Source organism: Oceanobacillus luteolus (assembly GCF_023715655.1).
GTDB classification, from domain to species: domain Bacteria; phylum Bacillota; class Bacilli; order Bacillales; family Amphibacillaceae; genus Oceanobacillus; species Oceanobacillus luteolus.
Window position 1 is genome coordinate 1 of the sequence record NZ_JAMBON010000036.1, and the last position, 12,372, is coordinate 12,372.

A 12,372-nucleotide genomic window follows, 5' to 3' on the forward strand; every position below is an offset into this window, starting at 1 on the left:
ATCTCGCTTTGACTTAGTCAATAGAATAACCTCCCAATCTTATATGTTTATTCTAACAATAAAAAAATAAACTGCGAAGCAAGAGCCGTACGCTCTCTCACTTACACAGTTTATTTTACACTCCCTACTTATGTAAATAATACTCTTCACATTTGAGGGTTCCCCAAAACGATTCCATCGGTCCATTATCAATACATTTTCCTACTCTTGACATACTGTGAGTCTTTTTTGCCTCGTCAATTCTACGTTTAAACCCATGTGAAGTATATTGGAAACCACGGTCACTATGAATGAGTGGGCGGTCAGTTTCTAATTGATCTGTAGCTTGATCCAGGGTCTTAAATACTAGATTATTATTATTGGAATGTCCTAAAACATAGCTAATAATTGAACCATCATATAAATCTAGAATCGCACTTAAATAAGCTTTCTTTGAAGTACCGTATTTAAACTCGGTAACGTCAGTTACCCATTTTTCATTAGGTTTTTCAGCATGAAATTCCCGATTTAATAAATTTTCTGCAACGTGCTGAGGTTTTGAACGCTTATATCGTGTCTTCTTCCTCCTAATAACAGATTGTATCCCGGCAATTTTCATTAGCCTATAAATTCGTTTATGATTATAACTCTTGCCAAACTTTCGATTGATATTTATCAGCATTCGACGGTAACCATATATACGCTTAACATTCTTATGGATAGCTTTCATTTCCTTAATAATTTCTTCGTTTTCAAGTTCTCGAGAGGAAGGCTTACGGTTTAACCATTTATAATAAGCAGCTCTTGAAACACCTGCAATTTCGCATAACATGACAATGCTGAGTTCCTCATTTTCATAAAGTTCTTTAATTGCAATATATTTATCTTCAAATCTTACTTGACTTATTTTCGCCTCCTTTCGATCTCCTCTAACTTTTTTAAGAATGCATTCTCGGCACGTAATCGTTCATTTTCTTTTTCAATTCGGCGAATCTCTAACTTCATTTTTTCTTCAGAAGTTAATTCTTCTTCGTTCTTCGAACGCCCTCTACGATCCTTCAACGCATCCCAACCGCCATCTTCATATTTACGTACCCATTGATAAACTTGTTGATATGATACTTGATGTTTTTCAGCTGTATCTTGATAATTCTTTCCGTTACCTAATGCATCTTGTACTATCTCAATACGTTCATTCAAAGTCGTTTTTCGTCCTTTAGTCATAGAGCTTGTCCTTCCTTTTCCTGTATCTTTTAATTCTCTATGACCATTATACTTTTTAATCCATCGGTGGAATACCCCACTACTAGATATGTCATACTTTCGAAGGACTTCATTTTGAGAGTACTCCCCTGACAAATAATCTTTAACTGCAGCTACCTTTAATTCCTTTGAATACCGTTTCCAAGTTCTTGAATCAGCTAATCCTTCCTTTCCATATCTATCAAACTTTTCAATCCACCTATACAAGGTATTCTTATTAATTTTATAGTTTGAAAATATTTCTGAAAAAGAATATTCTCCAGATTTATAAGCCATGATTACTTCATATTTAAATTCAACTGAATAGTAAATATTGGACATAAAAAAACTCCCCCAAAGTAAACAGATTTTTATTTTTTAATCTGTCTACTTAAAGGGGAGCATATCACTATGTTGGATGTCTCTTTCATAGTTATTCTATATGGTATGTCTTTAATCGGATGACTGCTTTAAACAAGTCACCATCGATGTGAAGAGAAAATATTCCACCTTGCAGCTCGATTAAACTTCTTGCAATCGACAATCCGAGGCCGCTGCCTTCAGTAGTCCTAGATTCATCTCCTCGTTTGAACCTTTCCATCAACTCGTCGGCTTTGATGTTCAATTCTGTAGCGGAGATATTTTTGAATTCAATTTGAATTTCTTCTCCCACATCTTCAATATCAATATACACCCTGGAACCTTTCAGCGTATATTTAAATATATTTGATAGTAAATTTTCAATGGAACGCCAGAGCAATCTTCCATCTGCTGTAACATATACTTTATCTTCGGGATGGTTCATTTTAAATGTTAGGTTGTTTTCTTCAATTTTATCCGCTACTTCTCCTAATCCTTGGGTGAGCAGGGATAAGACATCAATCTTTTCAAGCTGTACGGGAATATCACCACTGGATGCTTTCGCTGCATCAAATAAATCATCTGTTAAACCTTTTAGCCTTTTCGCTTTTTGGTCGAGAACCTCCACATAATCTTTCGCTTTCCCGGGATCTTCTTCCTGCTTTAACAGATCCACATACGTAATGATCGAAGTGAGTGGAGTTCGAATATCGTGGGACACATTTGTAATCAGCTCTGTTTTTAACCTTTCGCTTTTCAGCTCATTATCCACAGCGTTCTTTAATCCATCTGTGATGGTGTTGACATTTTCCGCTAACCTCGCAAATTCGCCTTTACCTTCCACATGAATACGATGATGGATATTACCTGCTTTAACTGCTGCAACACCATCTTGAATGGTTTGGAATTCTTTTACTTTCTTATAAGCGAACCAAGCTGCAATTCCAATGGTTACAGGGAACATGAAGAATGTGGCGGCAATCAGCACAGGGTATCCGATGACGATGAGTACGGTCTTGATTCCAATATTGCCACTTCGATACACATTGGCTATGAATTGGGCTAAACGATAGATGACTTGATAAAATAATGTGTGCTTAATCAACGTATGGTTTTTAAAGTGTTTAACAAGTGACAAGATGAGTACGAAACCAATTACTGCAATTAGAATAATCATCGGAATGATGGATTGATGATTGATTTCAAGTAGAAAGTCCAATAATACGACGAATAACGAGATTAGTGAAAAGCAGAATATAACATTCAAATCGTTGTATAATTTATCGACAAAATGAAAGTGGATCTCCTTGTCTTTAAAGGATCTTCTGCCAATTACTAAAGCAAGATATATGAATGAAAAGATAAACCCGGGCATGAACAATGTAAGTTTAAATAAGTTTTCTGCAGCGATTTCACTATTTGCTTCCCATTGTGCTAATCGTGGAGCTAAAAATTCTTCGGTGTAGCCAAAATAAATAACCGTATTTTCCGGATTTAGTTGGTCTGTCCGTTCTGTAAGCCAGTGTATATATTGGCTTTTATTCGTTTCTCTAGGATAGGCTTCCAAGTTGTAATCCTCATAAATAAAGTACGAAGGGAGCGCTTCGAAATCATCAGAACCTTCCAGTTTTGTGTTACTGAATTCTTTTGCACCATCTGTAGCATAGAAAAGTGGTTCCTCCACATTTTTTAGACGCTGCAATATTTTATGATATTCTCTCAGCTCATCCTGGATGAGTTGTTCTCTTGTAGATGAGATTTCTTCAGCATATTCTTTTTTGAATGTTTCATACTGCTGTTTTTCTGATTGAAAATCATCTTCATTTGAACGGTTTAAATACAGGTATTCTGAGAATAGCTCATCTTCTACTTCTTTCCATTCGTATTTATCAATCGATCCTCCATCTAAAATATGTTCCTCATTTTTATATTCCGTCATAAGACTGGTTAGGTCGTCGATCGACTGTAAACTTTCCTCCATATATGCACCACTTTGGAAATAACTCTTCTGCAGTACACTACTATATGGAACGGTCACTATATTGACTAGTGAAGCGATGACTCCTGTAAAAAAAGCAATCATAATGAAAAAGACGATTACTTTTGTAGTATTAGAATGACTATATTTTTTCAACTTTATATCCAACTCCCCAAACGACTTTTAAATATTTCGGCTCTTTCGGATTGATTTCGATTTTCTCTCGGATTTTCCGGATGTGCACGGCTACGGTATTCTCTGGTTGGTAGGCTGGCTCGTTCCAGACTTTTTCATAAATTTCTTCAATGGAAAATACCCGTCCAGCATTTGCAGTAAGCAGTGTCAGGATCTTGTATTGGACAGGTGTAAGATGAACTTCTTTTCCATCTGCCGTAATGCTTTTTCTTTCGTCGTCAATCACAAGGCCACCCGTTTGATAGACGTTGTCGTTCTGTTCGAGACTTCCTAAAGTAGTGTATCTTCTTAAGTTTGCTTTTACCCTTGCAATCAGCTCCAACGGATTAAATGGCTTCGTAATATAATCATCTGCACCTAAATTCAACCCAAGGATCTTGTCTGTATCCTCCGACTTTGCTGATAACATGATGACAGGTATATTTTTTTCTTCGCGAATTTTTCGTGTGGCCTTCATACCATCCATTACTGGCATCATGATATCCATAATAATTAAATGAATTTCATTACTTTCGATGATTTCGATAGCTTCTCCACCATGAAAAGCTTTAAAAATCGTATATCCTTCATTTTCTAAATAAATCCCAATTGCCTCAACGATTTCCTTATCGTCATCACAAATTAAGATGTTCATGAACGTCACTCCTACATCAATTTTCAGGGGCCTTTTCTCGAGCTGTCATCATCATAACAACTAAATCTTAATAATCAACGAATCTATTTCTTAAGGTTTTCTTATCATTCTGCTCCTACTTCAATCTTAAGGATTTATTAAGAATTGTATACAGCTTTTCTTAAGTATTGTTCTCTATGCTTATTTTAACAATAGTTAAGGGGAATGAAATCATGGAAGGAAAACAAATATATCTTTTATTAACGGATACAGGAACTATATTTACGAGGTTAATCAAAGCTTTTACGAAAGCACCATATAATCATGCCTCGATTGCTTTGGATAAAGAATTAAGAGAGGTATATAGTTTTGGCAGGAAGCAGCCCAGAAATCCATTCCGTGCTGGACTTGTCAAAGAAGATACTTCTTCAATTCTGTTTCGTCGTGCGAAATGTGCCGTCTATTCTTTAACAGTAACGGTGGAACAGTTTGAAAGGATTCAAGATTGTATTCAAAAAATGTACAAACAAAAGGAGGACTATCACTATCATCTGGCAGGATTATTTGGTGTTATGCTTAACAAGCCCATCAAAAAGAAAAATGCGTTCTTCTGTTCTCAATTTGTTGCAACTGTCTTAAAGGAATGTGGAATAATTGAAGTCGAGAATGACCTATCCCTAATCAAACCGTCGGACTTACCATTCACTGTTACATTCGAGGTGGTGTATCAAGGAAGGTTGTCGAACTATACGAATGGGTTCGATACAGAATTTGTGGCGAAGCATCGGCTTGCAACTACGATGGAAGCCTGATCGAGAAGTGATAATCAAGATGGAATTTCTATTAGTAGAAAGAAAAATAGGACCTCCAGTCTTCTGAGGGTCCGTTTTACTTGATTCAATCAGCTAAAACTTGTTCTTTCTCTTTACTCATTGCCATAAACAATATCATTGCGATAATACATGCTGTCCCAATCCATTGGAAACTTCCGAAAGGCTCTTGCAGCCAAAAAACAGTCGTCAAAACAGCAGCAACTGGCTCCAAACTACCGATTAAACTCGTTTCCTTCGGTGATAGGCTATGTAAACTTTCGATAAAAAACCAAAAGGCGATCATCGTACCAAAGATGATGACAAAAATTAAATACACATAACCTTCAAGTGGCAAACTGAGGAAGTCCATTTTCCACGGTGGATGTACAAAACTCAATGACATCCCTCCAATGATCATCGCCCAGCCAACAATCACCAGCGAGTCAAAATAGGCGAGGAGGGAAGCGGCGTATAATGTATAGAATGCTAATGCCACGCCTGATAAAATCCCCCATATAATCGCGGGAGCAGGAACTGATAGAGTGGATAGAGATCCATTCGTTAACAATAGGAAGCAGCCGCTTAATGATAGAAATACGGTGATGAAGTCCTTTTGCCTTAGTTGCATTTGTTTCCTTATCAGTAAGTACACGATAATCATTATTGGTGCTTGATATTGCAACAGGGTGGCTACAGCTGCATTTCCATGATTAATCGAAGCCATATAGGTATATTGGACCGCCAGCATGCCAAATAGGCCAAATACTAACAATTGAAAAGCATTACGTTTATTTTTCCACACCTCAACTATTTGTTTGCGGTCCCTAGTCAAGTACTGTATGAGTAAAAGTAAAGAGCCGGCAATTAAAAGCCGTGCAGTGACTAGCCACTCCACGTCAATCTGGAAGTCTTGAAAAAGCTTTTGTGCGACTGTCCCCCCGACTCCCCAAAATGTTGCCCCTGTAATAACAAAGAAAAACCCGATATTTCTATTCTGTCTTTTCACTTTGCGCATTCTCCATTACTTTATATTGGGACAAGTAAAATTTGAATCTATCCCTGAAAACCAACTATTGTTTATTGTCGATAATCGCTATGGTGCAGCGTGAGACACAGATCAACTTTCCTGTCTCTTCATCTGTGATTTTAATGTCCCACACATGTGTCTTTCTTCCAAGATGTAAAGGTGTACCAACTGCTTTCACTTTTCCTTCCCGCATGCTTCGAATATGATTCGCATTGATTTCCAATCCAACTGCCGCCTTATTCTCTGCTTTTACCAGGTTGAAGCTTCCGACACTTGCAACGGTCTCTGCGAGTACAACCGATGCACCTCCATGGAGCAGTCCATATGGCTGTCTCGTCGGTCCATGGACAGGCATGGTTGCGACAACCTTTTCTTCGGTAATTTCCACAACTTCAATTCCAATTGCTTCCATGATCGTCTCCATAATAAGCCTCCCATTATTATATTTATACTAATATTAACCTTTGAAATCGATATAGTAAAACATTTAGAAAGTTCAATTAAATAATCTTGTTTAATATGGAAACTACATTCGTTATACTTAGGTAAATGACATATTAAAAAGGACGATTGCCAATGGCGAAGATTTTAATTATAGAGGATGACTCCAAAATTGCATCTCTATTACAGAACCATTTAAAGAAATATGGATATGATGCGATAGTCGCGAGGAATTTTGATGGAATTACTGAGGAATTCAAGCAGGCACAACCGGACCTTGTTCTACTCGATATCAATCTGCCGAGTTATGATGGATATTATTGGTGCAGGCAAATCAGACAGTTTTCAACATGTCCTATTCTATTCCTCTCTGCCCGTTCAGGAGAAATGGACCAGGTGATGGCGTTAGAGAATGGCGGAGATGACTTTATTACGAAACCTTTTGCGTATGAAGTAGTCATCGCAAAGATTCGGAGCAGCTTACGCAGGGCATACGGAGAATATGCACCAAAGATCGAAGAACGTACAATCGAAATGGATGGTTTGACTCTATACATGGAAAGACTGGAACTAGAAAAAGAAGATCATGTTATTACATTGACAAAAAAAGAGGCGGTGCTCCTTGAGATGTTGATGAATCGTTTTCCACGGATCGTCTCAAGAGAACTGCTGTTGGAGAAATTATGGGATGACCAGTCCTTTGTTGATGAAAATACATTGAATGTGAATGTTACTCGAGTGAGGAAGAAGCTTCAGGAGTTAAATATTCACAATGCAATTGAAACGATTCGTGGAGCAGGATACCGTCTTGTTCCGAACTGGAGAACCCACCATGATTAAGCTATTTCTCCGCGATCAGTTTCCGCTTATTTTAATAAATGTACTTCAACTTGTTATTATCCTGATAGTTCTTTGGGTTAGTGGGTTCCAAGAACGCTCACTGATCTTTTATACTCTCTTTTTAGGAACTTTCTTTTTAACGGTTTACTTAGTTTATCGTTATGTAACGTTACAAGCTTTTTACCGGCGCTTGGCAAATCCAATCGGACATCTGGACGAAGTCTTTGAAACGTTGGACGGGGCACCACTTTCAACAGCACTCGGGCGGTTGCTTAAAGCACAGCATCGCTTGTATATCGAGGAAATTGAGCGGGCAGAGATAAAGCGGAACGAACATGTAACTTTTATCAATCAATGGGTGCATCAAATGAAGACACCACTATCAGTCATTGAGTTAATCATCCAGGACTATGATGACGACCAGCTACTGAGTATAAGAGAAGAAACCGACAAACTCGAAAAGGGTTTGGAAATGGTTCTATATGCTGCCCGATTGGAAGTATTTGAACAGGACTTCCATGTAAAGCCTGTACCGCTGAAGAAAGTGGTTGAACAAGTAATACATGAAAATAAACGGTTGTTTATTAAGAACAAAGTATATCCAGAAGTGCATATCTCAGATCTCACTGTTGAATCTGACGAGAAATGGTTAGTCTTTGTGGTGAATCAAATTATAACGAATGCAGTAAAGTATTCAGCTGGAATAGGGGATAAGGTCTATATATTTGAAGAACAACATTCTAATGGGACACGATTAATTATTAAAGATAATGGGATAGGTATTCCTAATTTCGACTTGAAACGTGTGTTTGATCCGTTCTTTACCGGTGAAAATGGAAGAACCTTTAAAGAATCGACAGGAATGGGCCTGTCACTGGTTCGAGATGTGTGTGATAAGTTGGGACATGATGTAGTCATTGACTCTATAGAAGGAGAAGGAACAAGCGTAATTTTAACATTCAGCAACAACCTTACATAAGTGTAAGGTAAATGAAAGCTTGACCGATGTTTAAATTTCCTCTTTTCTTTTACACTAGTTGTAGAAGGAAGGGGTTTTTTTATGGATATACTAAAAATGAAAAATATAAGTAAGGTGTATGATGGAAAAGTTGCCCACAAGGCATTGGAAGATATTGATTTGTCCATTGAGGAAGGTGAATTTGTTGGTATTATGGGGCCTTCAGGAAGTGGGAAGTCAACTTTATTAAATATGGTTGCCACAATCGATGAACCTACATCGGGGTCTATTCAAGTGAACGGCAAGGACCCACTTCGTCTCAACCACAATGAACTGGCTGTATTCCGCCGAAGAGAGTTGGGATTCGTTTTTCAAGATTTTAATTTATTGCCTACTTTAACCGTTGAGGAAAATATTGTACTTCCACTTACTTTGGAAGGTGTACGTATAAAGGAAATGGAGAAACGTGTAGTTGCCGTAGCGGAAAAGTTAGGCATACATCCGATATTAAAAAAACGGACATATGAAATATCTGGAGGTCAAGCACAGCGTGTGGCAATTGCTCGTGCCATCATTCATCGGCCGAAAATGGTACTTGCGGATGAACCGACGGGAAATCTAGATTCTAAAGCGTCCAGGACGGTGATGACAATGCTGGAGCGGATAAATAAGGAAGACCAGACAACGATGATGATGGTAACTCATGATCCGGTTGCCGCAAGCTATACAGAACGTGTCGTCTTTATTAAAGACGGTAAGCTATTTAATGAGATTCATCGTGGAGATAATCGTCAAGCATTCTTCCAGAAAATCATTGATGTGTTATCGCTGTTGGGAGGGGATGCAAGTGACCTTTCGTCAATTCGCGTTTAATAATGTATTACGGAATAAACGGATTTATGCAGCGTATTTCCTGAGTAGTTTATTTTCTGTCCTAGTTTTCTTCGTTTATGCGATTTTCGCTTTTCATCCAGGGTTGACGGAAGTACATCCAGGAGTGGCTACAGGATTGCATTTCGCCGAGGCGATCATTTATATATTCTCCTTTATTTTTGTTCTAATATCGATGAGTGCCTTTCTTCATTCCAGGAAGAAAGAATTCGGTCTCATGGTAATGCTTGGCATGACGAATCAACAATTGAGAAAGATGGTCTTTTTAGAAAACGTGTTGATTGGATTCGTCGCAACTATCGGGGGAGTTGGAATCGGTCTCGTTTTTGCGAAGCTTATTTTGATGATGGCGGAGTCTGTGCTGGAATTAAGGGCTCCCTTGCCGTTTTATATGCCATGGCAAGCAATGCTCTTAACATGTGTAGCTTTCTTGTTGTTATTTGTAGTAATCTCCTTTTGTACGGTTTGGATTCTGAAAGGAAATAAATTAATAGATTTAATTAAAGGTAGTGCAGTACCTAAAAAAGAGCCAAAAGCGTCTGTATTATTGTCTGTTTTAGCTGCTCTATTATTGGCGGTAGGATATGGAGTTGCATTATCTGTAAAAGGTGAAGCTGTAATCTTCGCGATGATTCCGGTGACTACTATAGTGATTATTGGTACGTATTTCCTGTTTACACAGTTAAGTGTATTTATCATTCACCGGTTAAAAAATCGTAAGTCACTGTTTTGGAAAAAAACGAACCTCGTTTTATTCTCTGATTTGTCAAACCGCATGAAGGATAATGCACGGACTTTCTTTTTCGTAGCTATTGTTTCTACAGTTGCTTTTACTGCCATTGGCTCTCTTGTTGGTTTTCGGTTTATGTTTACGAATTCTCTTGTCGAAGAGCGTATCTTTGCATTGGAATATTACTCTGCATCGGGAAATGAACAAGAGATAGAGCACCTTCAAACAATAACTTCAGAGTTGGAAGGGACGCCATACACTAATGCCTCTCTTCAAATTAAAAACGTCGAAATACCTAGTTTGGCTACAGAGTATCAACCTCTAACTGGCATCATCTCTGAATCTGAATTCAACGCATTAGCAAAAGCGGGAGGTCAGACAGAAGTACAGGTGGAATTAGATGGAAATGAGGCTGTTTATTATTATTTTGAACATCCTGTAGTGGATGCGAACAGGGAGATTGAGGTAGAAAATGAACGAACCGTAGATTTAATCGACACGGAAATACATCAAATATCTACCCTAGGTTCTACTTTAATCCGTACGTACGACGATTACTTTATTGTGGATGATCAATTTTTCAATGAAATAACGGAGTACGAAAGAGAAAGTTATCATGTGTTTCATGTGTCAGACTGGAAAGCTACAGCAGATATCGGTATGAACTTGCTGAATGAATTTGAAGTGGATGAAACGCGTGGTTATGGTGATAATTTTTACATTCAAAGTTTAGGTCATGACTGGAGTGTAATGAACCAATCCCTCGGAGCAACATTATTTATTGGGTTATTCATCGGAGCCGTATTTTTCGTAGCAGCCGGCAGTTTCTTGTACTTCCGATTATATGCTGATTTGGAAAGTGAACAACAGAAATTCGCAATGATCAATAAAATAGGTTTGACGGAAAAGGAATTATCAAAAGTATTGACGATACAGTTGGCTTTGCTGTTCTTTATTCCGATTTCGGTTGCATTGATTCATGGTGCAGTGGCTCTCACTGCCCTTAAAAATATGTTTGATTACAGCATGCTTCAAAGCTCAGTCCTTGTATTAGGAAGCTTTACTCTAGTTCAAATTATTTACTTTATCTTTATCCGTCACAATTATATTCGAAGGATAAAAAGCTATATAACGAATTAAGTAAAAGAACATGGAAGAGTACAACTCTCCATGTTCTTTTTTATATAGGCAAATGAATGGCATTGTGAAAACAGTATACTATACTTGATATAAGGCAGCTTTTATATAGTTTCTGTAAGATGAAGGTGATTTATTTTTTTATAGGAAAGGGATAGATATAAATGAAATTAAGTATATTAGATCAAGCCCCAATCACAAAAGGAAATAAAGCAGCGGACGCATTGAAAAAGTCGGAAGAATTGGCTGTGTTGGGCGATGAGCTGGGGTATCATCGTATGTGGTTGGCTGAACATCATAGTACGAATACTTTAGCAAGTTCTGCCCCTGAAATCATAGCTGCCCACTTAGCGGCAAAAACGAAAAATATCCGGATTGGTACAGGTGGCGTCATGATGATGCATTATTCGCCTTTGAAGCTTGCAGAAGTATTTAAGACGTTGAGCGGTTTCTCACCAGGGAGAATTGACTTTGGTGTTGGACGTGCACCAGGCGGTGATAATTATTCTATGTATGCTTTATCGGAAGGCCGTCAGCCGATGGTACATAATATGTATGAGAAATTTGATACTGCATTACAGCTGATTAACGATGAAATCCCGGAAGATCCGTTATACCACAACATCATTGCAACTCCATACGATATCACTCTTCCAGAAGCTTGGATGCTCGGTTCTACAGGTAATAGTGCCAGAGAAACAGGGTTAAGGGGAGTAGGTTATTCTTATGCCCAATTTTTCACTGGAGAAATGTCAAAAGCAATTTTTGATCTATATAAAAGCAGTTTTGTCCCTTCCAGTTTTATGGAAAAGCCACAAATTAATGTTTGTTACATGGTTACTACTGCTGAAACGAAGGAAGAAGCGGAATATGAGGCAAAACCACAAGATATATGGCGTCTTCTATTTATGAGAGGGAAAAATATGCAGGTGCTTACACCGGAAGAAGCAAAGGACTATCCTTTAACGGAAATGGATAAAATGACGATTCAAGAAAATCGAAAACAGCATATTGTCGGTGAAGTGAAGGAAGTTGCAGCATTTTTACAACAACAGCAAGAAGAATATGGGTTTGATGAAACGATGATTGTAAGTATTCCACACTCGCAAGAGAAGCGGCTGGAAGTGTATCGATTGTTGGCGAGGGAATTATTATAAAAGTAGTGAACA

12 protein-coding genes are annotated in these 12,372 nt (G+C 38.0%); 6 read left to right on the top strand and 6 right to left on the bottom strand.

Annotated elements, in window-relative coordinates; translation table 11 throughout:
• Positions 1-124: 124 nt before the first annotated feature.
• The 4 genes from M3210_RS15960 to M3210_RS15975 form a co-directional block, all read right to left on the bottom strand.
• Complete coding sequence (locus M3210_RS15960; protein ID WP_349774374.1) at positions 125-943, bottom strand: IS3 family transposase; 819 nt, start codon at positions 941-943, stop codon at positions 125-127.
• Positions 883-1,563, bottom strand: coding sequence for a helix-turn-helix domain-containing protein (locus M3210_RS15965; RefSeq protein WP_251516422.1), 681 nt, complete (start codon positions 1,561-1,563; stop codon positions 883-885). Before M3210_RS15965 ends, M3210_RS15960 begins: the two co-directional genes overlap by 61 nt.
• A gap of 91 nt (positions 1,564-1,654) precedes the next feature.
• The gene (locus M3210_RS15970; protein ID WP_251516424.1) at positions 1,655-3,715 is read right to left on the bottom strand and encodes a HAMP domain-containing sensor histidine kinase; all 2,061 of its coding nucleotides are present in this window, start codon (positions 3,713-3,715) and stop codon (positions 1,655-1,657) included.
• Positions 3,702-4,388, bottom strand: a complete 687-nt coding sequence (locus M3210_RS15975; protein WP_251516426.1) for a response regulator transcription factor — start codon at positions 4,386-4,388, stop codon at positions 3,702-3,704. Before M3210_RS15975 ends, M3210_RS15970 begins: the two co-directional genes overlap by 14 nt.
• 212 nt (positions 4,389-4,600) lie before the next feature.
• Here M3210_RS15975 and M3210_RS15980 point away from each other — a divergent pair, with 212 nt between their 5' ends.
• Entirely contained in the window at positions 4,601-5,179 is a 579-nt protein-coding gene (locus tag M3210_RS15980; RefSeq protein ID WP_251516428.1) for a hypothetical protein, read from the top strand.
• Positions 5,180-5,264: 85 nt separating this feature from the next.
• Here M3210_RS15980 and M3210_RS15985 read toward each other — a convergent pair whose 3' ends face one another.
• Positions 5,265-6,185 carry an EamA family transporter gene (locus M3210_RS15985; RefSeq protein ID WP_251516430.1) on the bottom strand — a complete coding sequence of 307 codons (921 nt, stop codon included), beginning with the start codon at positions 6,183-6,185 and terminating at the stop codon, positions 5,265-5,267.
• Positions 6,186-6,249: 64 nt separating this feature from the next.
• Positions 6,250-6,633 (bottom strand): hotdog fold thioesterase, encoded by a 384-nt coding sequence (locus tag M3210_RS15990; RefSeq protein ID WP_251516473.1) that lies wholly within the window; start codon positions 6,631-6,633, stop codon positions 6,250-6,252.
• 149 nt (positions 6,634-6,782) lie between these two features.
• Here M3210_RS15990 and M3210_RS15995 point away from each other — a divergent pair, with 149 nt between their 5' ends.
• The 5 genes from M3210_RS15995 to M3210_RS16015 all read left to right on the top strand — a co-directional run bounded on the left by M3210_RS15995 (position 6,783) and on the right by M3210_RS16015 (position 12,360).
• Entirely contained in the window at positions 6,783-7,487 is a 705-nt protein-coding gene (locus M3210_RS15995; protein WP_251516431.1) for a response regulator transcription factor, read from the top strand.
• The gene (locus M3210_RS16000) at positions 7,480-8,466 is read left to right on the top strand and encodes a sensor histidine kinase (protein ID WP_251516432.1); all 987 of its coding nucleotides are present in this window, start codon (positions 7,480-7,482) and stop codon (positions 8,464-8,466) included. The genes M3210_RS15995 and M3210_RS16000 overlap by 8 nt, the downstream gene beginning before the upstream one ends.
• Before the next feature lie 81 nt (positions 8,467-8,547).
• A complete protein-coding gene (locus M3210_RS16005; RefSeq protein WP_251516433.1) occupies positions 8,548-9,318 on the top strand; it encodes an ABC transporter ATP-binding protein in 771 nt (256 codons plus the stop codon).
• Positions 9,293-11,206, top strand: a complete 1,914-nt coding sequence (locus M3210_RS16010; protein ID WP_251516434.1) for an ABC transporter permease — start codon at positions 9,293-9,295, stop codon at positions 11,204-11,206. Before M3210_RS16005 ends, M3210_RS16010 begins: the two co-directional genes overlap by 26 nt.
• A 161-nt stretch (positions 11,207-11,367) precedes the next feature.
• Positions 11,368-12,360, top strand: coding sequence for an LLM class flavin-dependent oxidoreductase (locus M3210_RS16015; protein ID WP_251516435.1), 993 nt, complete (start codon positions 11,368-11,370; stop codon positions 12,358-12,360).
• Positions 12,361-12,372: the final 12 nt, after the last annotated feature.

Coding starts and splice junctions, on each gene's coding strand:
- M3210_RS16005 (WP_251516433.1), top strand. CDS start 8,548: ATGGATATACTAAAAATGAAAAATATAAGTAAGGTGTATGATGGAAAA.
- M3210_RS15965 (WP_251516422.1), bottom strand. CDS start 1,563: ATGTCCAATATTTACTATTCAGTTGAATTTAAATATGAAGTAATCATG.
- M3210_RS15980 (WP_251516428.1), top strand. CDS start 4,601: ATGGAAGGAAAACAAATATATCTTTTATTAACGGATACAGGAACTATA.
- M3210_RS15975 (WP_251516426.1), bottom strand. CDS start 4,388: ATGAACATCTTAATTTGTGATGACGATAAGGAAATCGTTGAGGCAATT.
- M3210_RS16000 (WP_251516432.1), top strand. CDS start 7,480: ATGATTAAGCTATTTCTCCGCGATCAGTTTCCGCTTATTTTAATAAAT.
- M3210_RS16015 (WP_251516435.1), top strand. CDS start 11,368: ATGAAATTAAGTATATTAGATCAAGCCCCAATCACAAAAGGAAATAAA.
- M3210_RS15995 (WP_251516431.1), top strand. CDS start 6,783: ATGGCGAAGATTTTAATTATAGAGGATGACTCCAAAATTGCATCTCTA.